Raw genomic sequence first — 17773 nt, forward strand, 5'->3', positions numbered from 1 at the left:
TGCTTCCGCCCTATGGGTCAAACTAAAATGTCCTTGACTTGGGGAGCACTTTAGAAATGTGCGGAAAGGTTTAGAAAGCACAGGGCAGGAAGTTCCGCCTTCCTGCCCTGTATTTTTTGCTCTTTTGTGCTCACATGACCTGCTCCATGAAGTTGCCCATGGTTTCCGCTGCTTCGTCCTGCTTCTGCCTGGTGGCGTGGGTGTAGGTGCGGAGGGTAAATCCAGCGTCGTAGTGGCCCAGCATACTGGACACTGTCTTGATGTCCACACCGTTTTGCAGTGCCAGGGTTGCGAAGGTGTGGCGGAGGTCGTGGAATCTGATGTGTTCCAGGCCGGCGTCCTTCAGAATCTTCTTGTGAAGGTTGACTACGGAATCCGGGTAGTACATTTCGCCAGTGATAGGGGAGGGGAACATATAGGGATTTCCTGAGTGCTTTTCGTGCTCCTGAATCAGCAGGTCTACTGCCATCTGAGGGATGGAGACTTTTCGGACGGAAGTCTCCGTCTTGGGACGGGATAGGGTGAGTTCTCCGTTTGGATTCTTGATGTACTGCTTGCTGACCGAGATGGTGCGGTTTTTAATATCCAGGTCAGACCATAGCAGTGCTACCAGCTCTCCCTTGCGCAGGCCACTGACCAGCTCCAGATAGAACATGGGCAGAAGCCCTCTGGCATCGGCAGCGTCGATGTATGCTTTCATGTGTTCCGGCTCCAGAATTTTCATCTCGAATTTACGAACCTTGGGGGCGATACAATCATCCGTTGGATTACGGGGAATGAGTCGTTCCTTGACTGCCCGCTCAAAGGCGCAGTGGAGCATGAGATGGACGCTCCGTACCGTGGTACTGCTCAATCCCTGAGCGCCGGTTTTGGTTTTCCGTTCCCGGCCCTTTTCCATCAGGTCCTTGTAGAGCTTTTGAAGGTCACGGGAAGTCAGCTTGGTCAGCTTGATGTTTCCGATGCGGGGGATCGTATAGGTGTTGATCATCAAATCGTAGCGGTCTGCTGTGGCTACCCGCACATTGGGCTTGGCATAGAGGTCATACCAAGTTTTGAGCCAGGTAGCCACTGTGAAGTCATCGGCACGGGCAACATCCATACCGTTTGTTTCTTCCAGAGCGCGTTTCAGCTTTTCGCGGACCTCAGCTTGCGTTTTGCCCAGCACGTTTTTGATGATTCGCTTGCCGGTTTTAGGGTCGTGTCCTGCCGTGTAGCGAGCCTCCCACCGGCCATCTTTTCGCTTACGAATATTGCCTTCGCCGTTGGCGCGTTTTTTTGCCATTATTCCGTATCTCTCCTTTCCCAACTTTCACAAGCCTGCCGCTCATCCTCAGCTTCGAAGCTATATGGCGGCTGGTCTGCCAGCAGCTCCTGCTGAATGCCCTGTGCCAGACGGTAGCCGGATATGAAGCTGTTCAGACAGGCTTCATCCCGTAGTTCATCTTCCATGTCTGCTATCCGCAGGAGCAGTTTTTTCTCTGACTTACCCAGTAACCGAGCAAGCTGGCTGTGTGTTCTCTTGATTTTCCTATCCAGATATTCCGCCCTTCGTGATGGTGTCTCGAACCTGTGGTAGAGGGCTTTCATGTAGTCATGCATCGTGTGCCACCTCCTGTCAGCGACACACAATACCGCAACCTCTGCTGAATAGCCATCCCCAACTGACTACAATTTTCAGAAAGTTATCAATTGCGGGCAGGCTTTCTTTCTTTGTTTTGCGACGCAAATTTTGAGGTGACATATGGACTTGCGTTGCCGCCAGAGTAAGCAATTTGGGGCCGCATCCAATATCGGATGCGGCCCATTTGGAACCAGCGCTACACTCATGCGTAGGGATTGTGCGCCGTTGGGTTCCCCGCGAACATATAGCAGAAGGCTTTGCCGTTGGCGATTGTAACGCCGACGCCGACGGCATCACCATTAGGGTCAATCATCGTCGCCAGATGGCCGGGGGAGTTCTCCCAGTTCGCCACAGCCTTTTGTGGAATCTTTTCGGGATCCGTGACGGTGAACACCGTCAGGTTGGAACCGAAACCGTGGGGGTACCCGGACGCTGCCACAGTCTCACATTCCGCTCGGTTATTATGCTTGGTGTACAGGTAGGAGGAGCATTCCTGCGCCGCATCCATGAGAGACTGATCCACCGCCAGTTCTGACACACTGTACTTTCTTCGTACCTGGTTGATGCGCCGGATCATTTCCTCCCGAATCTCCATATCTGTCGGCTGGGAACTTATTTCCTGCACCGGGGCAATTCCGGTATACGGCGCATCCGTGTCAATCTGCACGCCGCTCTCCCAATACACATTGAAGCCCACCTGTTGGCCGATATCCCTGAGCCGCACATAATTGTTCCCCGCAATGTTATAGGCGGTCATGGAGACCTGCCGGCCATCCACATAGATCTTCTGCCAAGTAGGTTCTGCTACGATTCCTGCGGCAGCTTCGCTCGCCAGAGCTGCGCCGATAACCATGCCCGTCACCATGGCTGTGATATTTTTCTTGTCGTGCTTCATGTCGATGCTCCTTTCCGTTTTGTAACACAAAGCAATAGCACAGCCAGAGGACAAAAGCTATATGATTTTTGAGGAAGTGGTCTGTGATAAAATGTAGGCATTACCTCCGGGCGAGAGTTTCAGAGTTCAACGGCAGTCGCAAAACCATCACTTTCCCCCAACATTCTGATCCACCCATTCCTTGAGTTTGTCCTTGGGGATCACAATGCGGGTGCCGATCTTCAGTGACGGGAAGCCCTCGGTGCGGGCCAGTTCGTATGCTCCGGCACGGGAGATGCCCAATGCGGCTGCCATCTCGGGGACCGAGAGCATCAGAGGAAGTTCCTCGTAGGATTTGAACGTTGCTTTTTTCATAGCTATCCTTTCTCCCTTCCTGACGGAAGGGCCTTTTACTTGTTATCATTCGTCTTGTTGATTTACTTCCCCACCATCTGGTGGAGGGGAGTGCCCGCAGGAGCTGCGGTCATTTCATGGTCATATTCCAGCCGCCATACTGCTGCTCCTCATGGTCATTCTCTTTGTGACCATGGCCAAGGCGCTTTTCCTTCAATTCTTGATGCCGCTTGTGGTCGATGTGGGTGAGCCCTGTGCCGCTCTGCGGCAGGGAGTTATCCTGGAAGATATTTGCCATGTGATGGAGCAGCCTCGTCACCGCGAGAAACACCTCCGGCGCTGTCGAAGCATTCTGCCTGTCCAGAAGGCATTGCGCGTAGCTGTGTCCCTGCTCTGCCGCCAGGGTCAGCCATTGGATACCTTCCTCCTTGTCACGGTCGACTACCTTTCCCTGAATTAGCAACTTCCCCAGCAGATACTGCGCATGGGGATTTCCAGCCTGGGCGGAGGTATAGATGTGATCCATAGCCTTGCGGGTATCTTTTCTTACTACCTCGCCCTTCAGATATTCCTTACCCAGACGGTAAGATGCATAGTTGTTTCCGTTGTAGGCGGCGTGTTCCAACCACTGGATGCCCACCTCGGAATCGTGGACGTTGGCATCATCAGAGAGCAGCAGCTTCCCGAGAGCATACTGGGCTGGTGCGTAACCACTGGTGGATGCCTTGTGGAACCAGTTCATGGCCGCTTCGCTGTCTGGTATCACAAGGCTGCCATCCAGGTACAGCTTTCCCAAGAAGTATTGGGCATGAACATCGCCGCACTCCGCCAGCCACCGCATACGGTCTACGGCGTCATCCCGCTCCTCCAGTGGGGAGGATTCATCCTGAACGTCCATACGCAGTGTCCAGAAGTCCCAGGACACATCTTCATCTTTGTCCACCTCATCGCTCTGGCGCAGGTCCAAGGCATCATCCTCGAAGGTGATTTCCCCCAGCCGGATTGTCTCCGCCTCCTGGATGACCGCGTTCTTGATCTGGCGGAACTCTTTCTGCCGGGACAGCGGCGGACGATGGCGTTCTTTCTCGGAATAGAAATCCTCCACCTTACTTTGCAGCTGCCACCACTTTTCATAGCACTCAGCCACGGTTGGGAGCTGCTCCATCTGGTCCACGATCTCATCCACCAGGGCCTTTTGCGCCTTGGGAAGGTAGCCGTAGGACTTCTTCCCCTTGACCGTTTCCAGTTGGATGGCCAGCTCCTGCATGAGTTGCTCTGCCTCCGGGTGGTCGCAGATCCTGTTTCGCATCTGTTGAACCAACTCCCGCATGGCCTGCCGCGCTTCCCGTACCAGCTGGTCACGGGAGACCGTTTTCTGTTCGTAGAGATGAAGCATCTCTTGCTGGAAAATATCGTTGGTGAGCTTGGATTTGATTTGCCGGATGCCGTCTTGAGACAGGTATGCCTGCCCTGGCTTCACGGACCATGCCATCACATGCACATGGGGATGGTCGCCTTCATCATGGAAGGCAGCGTACCAACGGAAGTCCTGTGGAGGGATGTTCATAGCGGCGGCGATGTCGTTGCGGTGAGCGCGGAGTAGATTCCTCCACGCCCCGGCATTGTTGTAGCCCAACCGCTCCGCATCCTCCCGCTTCAGGGAGATGATGTGTGTCCACACATTTCCCGTGTAGTTCTCCAGCTCCGCCATTGCCTTGTCCAACTCCACGCCATCTTTGTCACCGAAGAGACCGTGGGAGCCCAGCCGCTCCGCTCTCGGCCGCATTGCAATGTACTTCATGTAGCCATCTGATTTCTGAACGTCACTCCAGTTTTCCTCCAACGCCTGAGAGATGAACGCTGAGGCATTGGCCTTGGTGGGATGCTCCTGATAGTCACCGTACTCATCCAGCTCCCTTGCGTCAGGAAAATCTTTCACCAGTTTTGCGATAAGCTGTTCCTGCTTTCGAGTGGGAGGACGGTCATCCTGAATCAGTTCTACCCGCTCACGGGTGGCAATGTATCTCATGTAGCCGCCTGCCGAGTTGCCGCCTCCGCACTTGATGTACGGACTTTTGACGATCAGCCTTGCCATCCGTCATCATCCTTCACGGATTCCCGCACCCGTTTTTCGAACGAGATGCGGCCATTGGTCTGCTTCACATTTCGGACGCTTTCCGCGCGACGTCGGCGCAAATCCTCCTCGCTGAACTGAAAGCTGTCCGCGATGATCCCCGATAGCATATCCAATTCCACCGCCTGTTTGTAGGCCAGCGACGCCAAGTGGTTTTCCATTTGCCCCACCCGCCCATCCAGATAGGACTGGATGGAGGTTGGAAGAAACAGCCCAGCTTCATTGGCGCTGAGATAGTCCAGGTAGAAATCGATGGCCCGCTCAATGAATCCGGTGATGCTGCGGCTGCCGTCCTCCTGATATCGTCGCTCCAAGCGTGCCTTTTTCTCAGGGGTGAGATAGAGGGCAAATTTTTCTTTCTTGCTCAAAATGAGCTCCTTTCCGGGGCATGACCCCTAGTTTTTTCTTGGGGGAGTACGCGTTCAGGGATAACGACCGCAGAAGTGATAGTACCCTTTCGATTTTGACCCCACTTTGGAACTCCCCGAAAACTCCCGTAACTGCCCGCACTGCGGGCAGAAGTGAGCGAACAGGGTGTCGCGTTTGACGCCTGTTCTTTATCCTGCTTCGACTTTCGTCCTCATAGGCTCCTCCGAAACCGGCCCAAATCCGCCCTCACAGCCCTGGGCGGTGTCTGTTCCCGCTGCTCCCGGCAAAGCCTCACACAGCGGCTCACAGGGGCGAACACGGCCTTGTTTTCGCAGTTCCTTCGCCACCTGCTGACGCTCCGTGACCTCCTCCAGTTTCACCATCTGCCGTTCGTAGGAATGGTTGATGGCTTCCTGAATCGGCAGGATGGTGTAGAGCAGGTTCCCGTTGCGCCTTTGCCCATCCCTGGTGATGACCTCAGTCGGTTCCGTAGTGATGAGACCGCGTTCTTCCAAGCGCAGCGTGTATTTGCGTACCGTGTTCTCACTCATCCCAACTGCCTTGCCGATGGTTTTGTAGCTGGGCCAGCACTGGTGGGTCTTGCGGTTTTCACAGCGCCGCAGGTAACTGTACACCGCCAATTCACCGGGGCTCAGCCCCAGGAGGAACATCTCGTTAGGCAGAGAGAAAAAGTTTCCTTTGCGAGTATGCTTCATGCGCCGCCTCCTGTATGCTCCGATACCCATCGGATGAACTGTTCCTTGGGAACCACGATGCGGTTCCCGATTTTTAACGTGGGGAACCCATCTTCGTGCATCAACTCGTACCCACTGCTTGGTGACACACCCAACACCTTTGCTACTGTTTCCGCATTCAGGAACAGCAGCAGCTCGTCATAACTTTTGTACGTGGATTCTTTCATGTCTGTTACCTCCCTATGATTGATTTTTAGTTTTTTATCTGGTACGCTGAGGGTAACATACCCAGAGAGCCACTTCAATGGATTTGAGCGCGTTCGGGTAAATGCCGATTCTCTATCGGGTACAAGGGAGACGTTATGGAAGAAAAGATGGAGCGCATAGAGATACCTTTCACCTACACCTACGACCAATTCACAGTGTTCTTTCATGATGACCATGTTTTCATTGGGGAGAGGGATGTTCCTATCGGACAGTGCTGCGTGGATATCATGAACTTGGATGAGCAAGTTCTCCATGAAATTAATCGGAGAGTGAGGGAGTTTGTCCCGGCCGCTCAGGCACTGTTGGCAGAAAAAACAGACAGCGCCGTAGCCTCCGCACAGGAGAAGCTGAACACTGTCTGGGATGTTGTATTTACATTGCCGGTGTACCGGGAATTGAAGATGGATGTGGAGTGCAATTACCACACCCTTGAGCGGCTCCTTGCGGATGAAGAGAAGTGGGCACAGGTGCAGGATCCGACTTCAGAGGGCCATGCATTTTATCAGGGAATGATCACTGGCCTGGTGTATTTCACCAGCGAACTCATGAGGTTTCGCCAGCAGGTCGCCATCATGACAGAGAAATACTTTGAGCCGCTGAAGCGGAGAAACAGTGGGGCCTATGCCGAGGCGTACTCCTTCTTCTACGCCCAGATGCTCTCCGTGGCCGCGCATCTTTTTGGCGAGGATTTCACCCAGAGCTTCCCCATGGAGGTGAGCTTCCTTCCCATGATGCACCAGACGAAGGAGGACGAGATCTTCATAGCGGAGAAGGCCACCTTCAACAGCCTGACGGACTTCCTGCGGACGGAATTCTACCGGGGGTTGGCTGTGGGCAACGCACCCCGCCGCTGCCATAACTGCGGGAAGTATTTTCTGCTGACAGCAGGATATAACACCTGCTACTGCAACAACATTGCTCCCGGCGAGACAGAACGCACCTGCCGGAAGGTCGGCGCTCACCGAAAGGAGGCCCAGGGGAAAGCCAACCGCACCCCGGCGCAGGTGGAGTATGACCGCGCCTATAATCGGCTGAAGCAGAGGAAGAATCGGAAGAAGATCAGCGTGGAAGAGTGGAACGCGGCTGTCGCGGAGGCGATGAAGGTGTTGGAGCAATCGGAGCAGGGTAAGCTCGATGACGAGGAGATGCGGAGTCGGTTCAAGGAGTTTTGAAAAGAAAAGACAGGCTGGAAGTTCAGCCTGTCTTTCTTGTTTATGCGGCGCAATTTTTGCGGCCAGATTCTTCTTGCAGCGGCTATACATGTTGCCTTTAACGGCCTATATATAGTAGCATAGCAGGGCATATCCTGAGGGAAAATGGATGAACTTAGGAAATATAGCCCCGGAACAAGCGCACCATCTCATCTACACACCGGTCGGCTTCGTCCGGGTCGCCCTTGATGACAGCCCGCAGAATTGCGGAGTGGGACTCAAAGATTTCCCGGTTGATACGCTGATGCTCCTCCACGGAGCAGCCCTGAATGGACTGCAGGAACGCGTCTGTGTTCAGCCCAACGATCACGTCGTTGATGAGCAAGGCCAGCGCATTGTGGCTGGCTTTCGCCAGAGCGGTGTGAAAGGCAATATCGTATTTCTCAAAGCTATTGGGCGTGCAGATACTGGCCTCCGCCGCATCCAGGGTCGCCTGAATGGCGCGTATATCCTCGTCAGTCCGGCGGAGAGAGGCCAGTCGGGCACAGGTGTGGTCGTTGATATTGCGGTATTCCACCAACTCATCCAAATTAATGGCGCCGATCTCCACCAGCTTTTTCAGAGGCTCTTCCACCGTTTTCAGCGAAATGCTCTGCACCACGGCACCGCCCGCGCTGCCCAAGCTGATCTTTAAAAGACCGTCCTGCTGGAGCATCCGAAGGGCTTCCCGCACGCTGGGACGGCTGCGGTGAAACTGCTCCGCAAGCTCCCGCTCCGAGGGGAGGGTGTCCCCCGGACGCAGATCGCCAGAGGCGATTTTCAGATAGATCTGGTCATAGATTACTTCAGAGGCACGCATGGTCGTGGCGGGCTGGAAGAGAATTTTAGACCGCTGAGATTCGTTCGTGAGGATCACCTCCCAATTTTATTACATCAGCCATGAGCAAAACTCGAAAAAGTAAGTATCATCAATAGATCCCGGACATAGCTGAAAATCAGAATCACTCCAAAAGATATAGAAAGCGGCAAGTAGTAAAATGAAGTTGGAGCGCAATCAAACCGAAAGGAGCTGACCACAATCTACCGACATGAAACCATTCAGGATGTAACGCTGTTCACATCCAAAAGTGTCGCAACATTTTACGATAAACTCTTTAGCGGTCTGGATTTTACGCTGCCCAGAGCGGCGACTGGGCGGCAAGGCTTCCCAAAGAAGCCATGATGTGCGCTTTCATCGTTATGAAGTGTGAGGGTTTCTCACAAATCACCGCTCTTGCGGACTATCTGGACAACAACCGGCTCATTGCCCATTACTGCGGTTTTAACATCTTGGAGCCTCTGCTATCCTGCTGGACGTATGACCGCTTCCTGCGTCAGCTGGACAACACCGAGTTAAAGACTGTCGTGGCGGATTTGGTACGACAACGGTATGAGTTGGGCGTGGCGGACGCATCCTTCATCGCCACACCTGTCATGGCTAATACGAATAATCCAAAATCCTTTGTGAAAAACAAGTTTTCCAAAGAACATCACCCCCAAAAACGATCCAGATTGTGCTCTGGGGGGTCATTCCGCTTCCAACAAGCACAACGAGCGGCGTTATGAGTTCTACTGGGGTTGCAAGAGCCATGTACTGGTAGACTGCATTTCCGGCCTGCCTCTAAATGAGCTGACCACTCCGGCCAATATCATGGATTCCACTGTTATTGCTGATATCCTCACTGCAGCCAACCAGATCCTGCCCATCCGGGAGTATATCTTTCTTGCGGACAAAGGTTATGATGTGCGTGATCTCTACAACACTGTGAGAGATGTCTATGATGGAGAAGCCGTGATTCCGCTGAGCAAGAGAAGTACCAAAAAGTCAAAGAGACTGGCAGCCGGCAATCCCATTTGCGAAGCCGGACTGGCGATGAGCAAGGATGGTAGACGCTTGATGGACATGGCGGGTTCCGCCAGAAATTCTGCTGCCCTTTCCAGCAGCCCAAGGCAGCCGTCTGTCCCTGTAACCACAAAAAATGGAACAACGGGAAGAGAAAACGGGGCGGCACCAAATAGAAGGTCATTCCTTCTGGCTACAACGCTCCATTGACCGAGAGTGTCTGCGCTTCAAAAGGACCTATGCCCTGCGTACAGAATACGAACGCTACAATTCCCACTTCAAAGAAACCGGCTAGGAACGGCTTTGAATCCGTAATGGGCAGAGCGCGGCAAATATGAACACCCTTGCCCACATTTCGGTTTTGGCTGCGGCCTACGCCGCCGTACTCAGCAAATCGCCTCACTCCTGCCGAAACAAAAAAGCACTTCGAAGACCAGCCTGACAAACAGGACACAAATCCTTTCAGACGCAGATTCCCTCTGCGTCTTTTGGTGTTGCTTGCTATTGTGTGCTTCTCTGCTCGAATAGACTCACCTTGGACTGCCTGCCAAATCTGATCCACCGTTTTACTCATGGCTATGTTATATAATTAGCAAAATTATAGCATATTTCGAAGTTTTCGTCAAGAATTGATATACAAATCGTGAGAAAAGACGCATCGAACGCCGAGAGAGCAGGCCCGCAAAAAATTTCGGCGATTCGCCAAGAAAAGCGGTATTTAATTGTGCAAGTAATAGAATATATACAAAGGTGTTGACTTTTTTCTGGAAATCACATATAAAAAAGACAAATGGTTTGTCCATTAAAAGGCCTGATAATTAATGCCTACTCAACAAACCGCTTCGTGGCTTGTTCGTGCGGCGATTGTCGAACAATCTATCAAAAGGGCTGTTTTCAGCCCTTTTGATAGAATTCAGACATTGTTACAATGCGCATTTCCGATGGTGCGGTGCACCACACCATCGGAAAGTGCAAGGATTCTGCGCAAAATCCTTGCACATGAATAAAGCTGATTGGCTTTGCAAGCCTTAGCTTTCAAGGCTTACAGCTTTGTTCAGTACGCATGAATTAAATATTACAATGCGGCAGACACGGCAAAAATTTTGCAGAACTCCAGCAAGTCCAGGCAACTGCCGAACCGGCGGCAGCCCATATGAGCACCAGTCAGCCCCAGCCCCATCTTAAAAAGGGATCCCCGTACCAGAAATACTGTGAGCCAATAATTTTGAGAGGAGAATTCATCATGACTGTACCTGTGAAAAAATGGCTGGACAAAATTCCTGGCGGTATCATTATTGTGCCGCTGTTCCTAGGGTGCCTCATCAATACGTTTTTCCCTGCGGCGCTGCAAATTGGCAGCTTTACCACCGGCATCGTGAAAGGCACTAGCGCCTTGGTGGGTCTGTTCTTTGTCTGCATGGGCGCACAGCTGGACCTCAAATGCGCACCGCAGGCCATGAAGACGGGCTTTACCATCACCATCGTAAAGTTTGCCGTCAGCGTGGCGATCGGCCTGTTAGCCGCGCGTTTCTTTAACAACAGCCTGTTTGGCCTGAGCGCCCTTGCTATCATTGCAGCGGCTTCCAACTCAAACGGTGCGCTCTTCGGCGCCCTCACAAAGACCTATGGCTCCGAGTCCGACCAGGGCGCAGTCGCCATCATTTCCCTGAACGATGGCCCGTTCTTGACCATGGTGGCTATGGGCACCGCGGGTCTGGCCAGCATTCCCTACATGACGCTGGTGGCTTCCATCGTTCCCCTGTTGCTGGGCATCATCCTGGGTAATCTGGACCCCCATATGCGCAAATGCCTCAGCAACGGCGGCGAGGTGACCATCATGGTTCTGGGCTTTGCCCTGGGTGCCAACATGAGCCTCCAGCAGGTGGCAAAGGGCGGCGTGTCCGGCATCATTCTGGGTTTGATCACCGTGTTTATCGGCGGCGTTTTCAATATCTTCTTTGACAAGCTCACTGGCGGCTCCGGTATCGCAGGTTCTGCAATCTCCAGCGTGGGCGGAAATGCCGTTGCGACTCCGGCCGCCCTGGCAGCGGTGGACGCTACTCTGGCGGAGACTGCGGCCATCGCAACGCCCCAGGTGGCTGCCGCCGTGGTCGTGACCGCTATCATCTGCCCCTTTATGACCAACTGGATCAGCAAGCGGAACGGAAACAAGAAAAAGACCACATTTTCCCAGATAGAGGAAGGGGTCTCCAGCGAAGACAATACATATTGACCCACGTTTCTAAACTGTATTTTAATTTTTTAACAAATCTATGTATAAAAGGAGTGCGCACGGATATGAAAATCGGTTTCCTGGGTATGGGCGTCATGGGTCTGCCCATGGCAAAGAATCTGCTGAAAAAATCCGGCTGTGAGATTTTGGGTTACGACGTGATGGAAAAGCAGCGGGAGGGCTTCATCGCCGCGGGCGGCACCGTTGCCGAGCCGGAGGAGATCTACCAGACCTGCGACGTCATCATGCAGATCCTGCCCACCCACGCCATCATCCGGGACAGCGTGGAAAAGGCCGTCAAATTTGGCAAGCCCGGCCGCATCATCGTGGACCTGAGCTCCACTGCTCCTGACATCATTCAGGAACTGTACAAGCTGGCGAAGGACGCCGGTATGTACCTGCTGGATTCTCCCATCAGCGGCGGCAATCCCATGGCCATTGCCGGTACGCTGGCCATTATGACAGGCGGTGACAAGGAGGCTTTTGAGGAAGTGAAGCCCCTGCTGGAGTGCATGGGCACCCCTGTGTACGTGGGCGGCCCCGCCAGCGGCAGCGTCACCAAGCTGGTGAACAACATGGTGGCCGGCGCCTACCTGGTGGCCATGGCCGAGGGCTATGCCTTCGCCGCCAAGGCGGGCATTGACCTCCAAACCACCTTCGAGGCCACTCGCGGCGGCTTCGCCGGAGGTCCCCTCTATGACAACAAAATTCCCAAGCTCATTCACCGGGACTACGAGCCCGGCGCCCGGGTGGCCGTCCACCGCAAGGACATCCTGAACGCAAAACACTATGCCCACCACTTGGGTGTGGATACACCCATGACCGACGTGGTGCTGCAGGTGATGGACTGGATGAACGACAACGGCCACATTGACGAGGATCAGATCGCCATGGTAAAGTATTACGAAGACAAAATGGGCGTGACGGTGGGAAGCGCCGACTGACCCTGTCCCACGGAGGTGGATGGAATATGGAAGCTGTCCGATATGCCCTGCAGGCGGTCCTGCCAGTGGCGCTGCTGCTTTTGCTGGGCTGCCTGATGCGAAAACGGGAGCTGGTCTCTGAGCACTTTGCGGCGGAGGGAGACCACCTGTGTATGCGTTTGCTGTTCCCGGTGCTGCTGTTCCGCAGCATCTCCCAGGGAGAGCTGGCGCTGGACAGCTGCCTGCGCAGCATCGCCTTTGCCTACGGTGTCATCGTGGTTTCCCTGCTGGCGGGTATTCTGCTGATCCCCCGGCTGGTCCATGACAGAAATCAGATCGCGGTGGTCATCCAATCCTTATACCGGGGCAATTTCACCCTGTACGGTATCCCGTTCTCCCAACTGCTGGGAGGGGCGGGCGCGGCAGCTGCCGCATCGGCCATCGCGGCGGCGACCCTGCCGGTGCTGAACATCGCCGCGGTAGTCATGTATGCCTGGTACGCCGGGCGGGAGCAGAGAAGCTGGACACAACTCCTGAAGGGCATCCTGAAAAATCCCGTTCTGTGGGGCGTGTTCCTGGGACTGGCCTTCCGGCCCTTCCATATGGCCCTGCCGGTGCCGCTGGAGAGTCTGACCGCCAGTCTCGCGGCCATGGCCTCGCCGCTGGCCTTCCTGACGCTGGGGGTCAAGCTGTATGGCGGACGGGTGCCTGCTGGACAGAGGCGGCTGACAGGGGCAGTGGTGCTCTTCAAACTGCTCATTATGCCTCTGCTGGCCCTGCCGGTGGCGATCTGGGGCTTTGGGCTCCGTGGGACGGAACTGATCCCCGTGTTCTTGTTCACGGCGGCGCCGTCGGCCATCACCACCTATCAGCTGGCCGGTGAATACGGCGCGGACGACCTGCTGGCCGGCAGCATCGTGACCATCTCCACCCTTTTTTCCTCCGTGACCCTCTGCCTGTTTGTGGCAGTGCTGAAAAACTTATCATTGATTTAATCTTCCCTTTCTGCCCCTTCAAACGCAAACTCTCCCGCGTTTGAAGGGGCCTTTTTGTCCGCAGTGCTGCCAGCACCACTTTTGGCCACAGTTCAACTGCATTCACACTGTGGACTTACATCTGCGCTGTGCCGGAGATCACATATACAAAGGAATATGCGCTTTCAGCGGAGACTTTAGCAATAGATAATATAGCACAGACTATTGCAAATAAAAAAATTCAAAAAAGACCAACATAGTAGAAAAAGGAAATGCAACTTTCGTTGTGACCGTCTGGGATTAACATTTACATGAAGGATTAAGGGCCTGCTCCAAAATGTTAAAAAATAACAGGCGTATATCTTTTAAAAAAGCACATGAAAAGGATGAGCAGGGGGCATCCCCTGCTTTTTCACAGATAAGGAGCGTTATTTCGGTTGTAAACTTCGTTCTTATTTGGTATGCTGAAAACGGCAGAAGACATGGCGGGCATGGAAACAAATGACTCGAAGATGCTTACCAGCGGCGTGGTGGATATCCTTGGCGTTAAGTTAGATGCCGTAATCTTATATGGGGCGTATACCAGTTAGGCTCAGCATGCAGAATCAGATATGACATTACCGCAACCTTTGCGGAATAGCCATCCCAAACTGACTACAATTTTCAGAAAGTTATCAATTGCGGACAGGCTTTCTTTCTTTGTTTTGCGACGCAAATTTTGAGGTGGCGCATGAACTTGCGCTACCGACAGAGTGAGCCGCATCCGGATTCGGATGCGGCTCATTTGTGATCATCGCCACACTCTTGATGTACGGACTTTTGACGATCAGCCTTGCCATCCGTCATCATCCTTCACGGATTCCCGTACCCGCTTTTCAAACGAGATACGCCCGTTGGTCTGTTTCACATTCCGAACGCTCTCCGCGCGGCGCCGGCGCAGGTCCTCCTCGCTGAACTGAAAGCTGTCCGCGATGATCCCGGAGAGCATAAGTGGGGAGACACGAAAGAGCCGCCTCCAGCCATACCAGCCTACTGCAATCTGGCTCCTGAAACTGTGTATATTGAGCATCTGTACCTTATACTAACACCTCATTAGATGCCCCAATACTGCTCACATCGAGTAATGATGAAAATATCCCTGCCCTGGTGGGCGATGATATAATTTCCTTATGCAGACAGAGGTTTCCTGCTTTACGCTTGTTCCTCATTATTAGACTCCATATTTCTCGCTCTACTGCGCTTCCTTTTCACACCGAATCGGTTTGGACAAGTCGCCATCTCGTGGCTTACGCTAATTTATCTTGTCACTGGGTACTCGTGGCGGTTCTGTATTGTACTCTGTCGGTTCTTGGAGAGCAACCAAAATCCGTTCCATTGCTTTTGCGGGAATCGGTTTCCGATCTTCTCAGCAAAACTACATACAGTGGCAATGAGTGTCCAGATATCGTATTCCCGGCTTGGGAATGTCCCTCATTCGTACAATTATGGGAAAAAGTTGGCCGGATAAAGAACATCAACTTGTCAGAGATGATAATTTCTGTTATACTTCATCCATCGGATGAAAGGGGATGATACAATGGCAAAAAACAAATTAGTTTCCCCTGTTGTGAAATGGGTCGGTGGAAAGAGACAACTTTTGGATGAAATTGTTCCGTTGTTTCCCAAACGAATGACTACTTATTGTGAACCTTTTTTAGGCGGTGGGGCAGTCCTCTTTTGCCACCAGCCGAAAAGCGCCATCGTCAACGATCTCAATGGAGATTTGATGTTAGTGTATGAAGTGATTCGCGATGACGTCGAGGATCTAATTGAGGATCTGCAAAGACACGAAAACACTTCGGAATATTTTTATGCACTCAGGGACTTAGATAGGGACAAAGAGAGCTATGGGGCCATGTCGAAGGTTAAAAGAGCGTCCAGAGTTATTTATTTAAACAAGACTTGCTATAACGGCCTCTTTCGGGTAAATGCTTCCGGAGAGTTCAATTCTCCATTTGGACATTATAAAAATCCAAGTATTGTTAATGCACCCGTTTTGCGCGCTGTAAGTAAGTATTTATCAGAAAATAATATTGAACTTTTAAGTGAAGACTTTGAGACGACTCTTCAGCGCGTTCCAAGGGGTGGGTTTGTTTATCTTGATCCTCCTTATGATCCGGTGTCAGATACCGCAAGCTTTACCGGATATAACAGCGGAGGTTTTGATAGAAATGAACAGATCCGGTTGAAAGAATGCTGCGATATTCTTACTCAACGCGGTGTAAAATTTTTGCTTTCGAATTCGGCTACCAGTTTCATCAAAGAACTATACAAAGATTATACCGTAGCAACAGTACATGCAAAACGAGCAATAAACTCCGACGCCAGCAAGCGAGGGGCTATTGAGGAGGTTTTGATTCGGAACTATGGGGCTAAATGATACTGCTTGGGAAATCTTATTTGACAAATATCATATTTTAGATGAAATTTCGAAATATGGGATATTTACCATTTCTGCAAATCAGATTAGAGAATTTCGCGAACCAAGGTTGATGACCAAATTCGATCATAAGGTTAATCTACCTCAAATCTTTTCCAAGAATAATTTGGCAATTCTACCTATTACGCGAGGCGATTATGTCATATCCCAGTTTTCGGCTTATCAAACCTTTGACCCACCAACGGAATATTATCAAACCGTCAAAATTCCTGCGCATATACAGAGTCTTATGCCCAAATATTTAGTCAGTGAAGCTATTGCGTTGAATTGTGCAAATGCTTGTGGAATCTTAAATGATTTTCTTGAAGATACGGAGCTGGTCCCAACCGTGAGTGGTCGAATGAGTTCCGGAAACTTTGAGTTTGATATCGCTACAGGTAGGGGAAAACAATCCCTAACAGTGAGTAATTCTCAAATTGAGATTGATGCTGCCTATGAGGGGATAGATTATCTTTCACTATTTGAGGCTAAACATGATATTTCAGATGATTTTTTGGTGAGACAACTTTATTATCCGTTTCGTGTTTGGGAAAGCCGCATAACAAAAAAAGTTAAGTCGGTGTTTTTGGTATTTTCTAATGGCGTATTCTATCTATATCAGTATGAATTTGCCGATCCTAAGAACTATAATTCTTTGTGTTTGGTGAAGCAAAAGAATTATATTATTTCACCTGAAATTTCACTTGAAGATATTCAAAATGTTTTGGAGAATATATCTATTTGTGAAGAACCCGATATTGCATTTCCACAGGCAAACAGTATGCCGAGGATCGTTAATTTGATGGAATTGCTTACTGGGCGTTCTATGACGAAGCAAGATATCACCTCCGAATACGCTTTTGATGAAAGACAGACCAATTACTATACTGATGCAGGCCGTTATCTTGGCTTCATTGAAAAAGTGAAGAATGAAGAAGGAGCAATTACTTTCCAACTTTCAAATTTAGGACGAAGCGTAATGGAATTGGAATATAAAGAGCGACAGCTTGCTATTGTGTCAGCAATTCTCAGACATCGCGCTTTTAATGAAACACTAAAAATAAATTTGAATTCTAGGGAAATGCCAGATGCAAATGCGATTGTGCAGATAATGAAAGAATCGAATTTGTACCATGTTGAGGCAAATAGCACATATTACCGCCGCTCCTCAACAATTATTGGATGGCTCAACTGGATTTTAGGATTGGTGGAAGAAAGCTGATATATTTATACTATACTATTGACATATGAGCACGTGGTTGTATTCACAGAAGGAAATTGCATTGACAATTGGAAATGATAGGTATAAATTGTAATTAATCTAATGAGAGGAGGGAATTGCAGTGAGCAGGGTTTGCAAGCACTGCGGTAGACCGCTAAACGAGTCACAATATGCTCAAGAAATGGCGCTAAAGTCCTGCCCGAAATGTTCTGTTGAAGATGGGGAGGAGCATATTTTCTACTCATATCCACAAAACTTTGGGAAAAGCGTGAAGAGAGTTTCTGCAAAAATCCCTGATGGTGCACAGAGTTGGTGCTCTCTTTGCCGAGTAGAAGATTTTGGACCGCATTTGGGCGGAAGACGTTGCAGCGAAGTTTTGTAATGATTCCGTTTGCGACATTGTAACAACGTGTTGTCTAATGTTGTTTGACCCACACCGTGACCCACACGGGGAAACGAGCGGATGGAAACAATGGAGCGGAAAGCTCTAAAGACCACGCATCTCTGAAACAAAAAGGCCCCGAAAGCACTGGAAAGCAGTACTTTCGGGGCTTTTAACCACTTGGTAAGGATGAGGTCTCCGGTTCAAATCCGGATAGCAGCTCCACAAAAACCG

General features: G+C 51.3%; 18 protein-coding genes. 8 read left to right on the forward strand and 10 right to left on the reverse strand.

The genetic code is table 11. The features are described from left to right. Positions 1 to 130: 130 nt before the first annotated feature. The 8 genes from ACLTXB_RS01630 to ACLTXB_RS01665 form a co-directional block, all read right to left on the reverse strand. Entirely contained in the window at positions 131 to 1282 is a 1152-nt protein-coding gene (locus ACLTXB_RS01630) for a tyrosine-type recombinase/integrase (RefSeq protein WP_412260000.1), read from the reverse strand. Further along, complete coding sequence (locus tag ACLTXB_RS01635) at positions 1282 to 1599, reverse strand: DUF6809 family protein (RefSeq protein WP_412260002.1); 318 nt, start codon at positions 1597 to 1599, stop codon at positions 1282 to 1284. The genes ACLTXB_RS01630 and ACLTXB_RS01635 overlap by 1 nt, the downstream gene beginning before the upstream one ends. Before the next feature lie 224 nt (positions 1600 to 1823). Beyond that, on the reverse strand, positions 1824 to 2516 hold the full coding sequence (locus ACLTXB_RS01640) for a CAP domain-containing protein (RefSeq protein WP_412260004.1): 693 nt from the start codon (positions 2514 to 2516) through the stop codon (positions 1824 to 1826). 147 nt (positions 2517 to 2663) lie between these two features. After that, positions 2664 to 2870 carry a helix-turn-helix domain-containing protein gene (locus tag ACLTXB_RS01645; protein ID WP_317336300.1) on the reverse strand — a complete coding sequence of 69 codons (207 nt, stop codon included), beginning with the start codon at positions 2868 to 2870 and terminating at the stop codon, positions 2664 to 2666. A 109-nt stretch (positions 2871 to 2979) separates the two neighbouring features. Beyond that, on the reverse strand, positions 2980 to 4944 hold the full coding sequence (mobP3, locus tag ACLTXB_RS01650) for a MobP3 family relaxase (RefSeq protein WP_317336298.1): 1965 nt from the start codon (positions 4942 to 4944) through the stop codon (positions 2980 to 2982). Continuing rightward, a complete protein-coding gene (locus tag ACLTXB_RS01655; RefSeq protein WP_298016756.1) occupies positions 4932 to 5351 on the reverse strand; it encodes a hypothetical protein in 420 nt (139 codons plus the stop codon). The genes mobP3 and ACLTXB_RS01655 overlap by 13 nt, the downstream gene beginning before the upstream one ends. Positions 5352 to 5540: 189 nt before the next feature. After that, positions 5541 to 6068, reverse strand: coding sequence for a helix-turn-helix domain-containing protein (locus ACLTXB_RS01660; RefSeq protein WP_317336294.1), 528 nt, complete (start codon positions 6066 to 6068; stop codon positions 5541 to 5543). After that, positions 6065 to 6274, reverse strand: coding sequence for a helix-turn-helix domain-containing protein (locus ACLTXB_RS01665; protein ID WP_317336291.1), 210 nt, complete (start codon positions 6272 to 6274; stop codon positions 6065 to 6067). Before ACLTXB_RS01665 ends, ACLTXB_RS01660 begins: the two co-directional genes overlap by 4 nt. 135 nt (positions 6275 to 6409) lie before the next feature. Here ACLTXB_RS01665 and ACLTXB_RS01670 point away from each other — a divergent pair, with 135 nt between their 5' ends. Next, positions 6410 to 7486 carry a DUF6076 domain-containing protein gene (locus ACLTXB_RS01670; protein WP_317336289.1) on the forward strand — a complete coding sequence of 359 codons (1077 nt, stop codon included), beginning with the start codon at positions 6410 to 6412 and terminating at the stop codon, positions 7484 to 7486. 154 nt (positions 7487 to 7640) lie between these two features. Here the strand turns inward: ACLTXB_RS01670 and ACLTXB_RS01675 are convergent, their stop codons facing one another. Further along, a complete protein-coding gene (locus tag ACLTXB_RS01675) occupies positions 7641 to 8324 on the reverse strand; it encodes a FadR/GntR family transcriptional regulator (protein ID WP_317336288.1) in 684 nt (227 codons plus the stop codon). Between the two features lie 380 nt (positions 8325 to 8704). Between ACLTXB_RS01675 and ACLTXB_RS01680 the strand changes: the two genes are divergently transcribed. The 5 genes from ACLTXB_RS01680 (at position 8705) to ACLTXB_RS01700 (ending at position 13498) form a co-directional block, all read left to right on the forward strand. After that, entirely contained in the window at positions 8705 to 9070 is a 366-nt protein-coding gene (locus ACLTXB_RS01680; protein ID WP_428226077.1) for a hypothetical protein, read from the forward strand. A 28-nt stretch (positions 9071 to 9098) separates the two neighbouring features. After that, positions 9099 to 9557, forward strand: a complete 459-nt coding sequence (locus ACLTXB_RS01685; protein ID WP_412260339.1) for a transposase — start codon at positions 9099 to 9101, stop codon at positions 9555 to 9557. Between the two features lie 1033 nt (positions 9558 to 10590). Then, positions 10591 to 11580, forward strand: coding sequence for a 2-keto-3-deoxygluconate permease (locus ACLTXB_RS01690; protein WP_317336284.1), 990 nt, complete (start codon positions 10591 to 10593; stop codon positions 11578 to 11580). 65 nt (positions 11581 to 11645) lie between these two features. Next, positions 11646 to 12524 carry an NAD(P)-dependent oxidoreductase gene (locus ACLTXB_RS01695; RefSeq protein ID WP_317336282.1) on the forward strand — a complete coding sequence of 293 codons (879 nt, stop codon included), beginning with the start codon at positions 11646 to 11648 and terminating at the stop codon, positions 12522 to 12524. A 26-nt stretch (positions 12525 to 12550) separates the two neighbouring features. Further along, positions 12551 to 13498 carry an AEC family transporter gene (locus tag ACLTXB_RS01700; protein WP_412260010.1) on the forward strand — a complete coding sequence of 316 codons (948 nt, stop codon included), beginning with the start codon at positions 12551 to 12553 and terminating at the stop codon, positions 13496 to 13498. Positions 13499 to 14151: 653 nt separating this feature from the next. On the opposite strand, the gene ACLTXB_RS01705 is transcribed toward ACLTXB_RS01700, so the two are convergent. Further along, positions 14152 to 14316: a hypothetical protein gene (locus tag ACLTXB_RS01705; protein ID WP_298731284.1), complete on the reverse strand. Its 165-nt coding sequence runs from the start codon at positions 14314 to 14316 to the stop codon at positions 14152 to 14154. 737 nt (positions 14317 to 15053) lie between these two features. Between ACLTXB_RS01705 and ACLTXB_RS01710 the strand changes: the two genes are divergently transcribed. Together ACLTXB_RS01710 and ACLTXB_RS01715 are read left to right on the forward strand one after the other, a co-directional pair. Continuing rightward, the gene (locus ACLTXB_RS01710; RefSeq protein WP_298731283.1) at positions 15054 to 15896 is read left to right on the forward strand and encodes a DNA adenine methylase; all 843 of its coding nucleotides are present in this window, start codon (positions 15054 to 15056) and stop codon (positions 15894 to 15896) included. After that, on the forward strand, positions 15883 to 17157 hold the full coding sequence (locus ACLTXB_RS01715) for a type II restriction enzyme (RefSeq protein ID WP_317336279.1): 1275 nt from the start codon (positions 15883 to 15885) through the stop codon (positions 17155 to 17157). The genes ACLTXB_RS01710 and ACLTXB_RS01715 overlap by 14 nt, the downstream gene beginning before the upstream one ends. Positions 17158 to 17773 lie beyond the last annotated feature (616 nt).

This window comes from Flintibacter sp. (assembly GCF_046973065.1).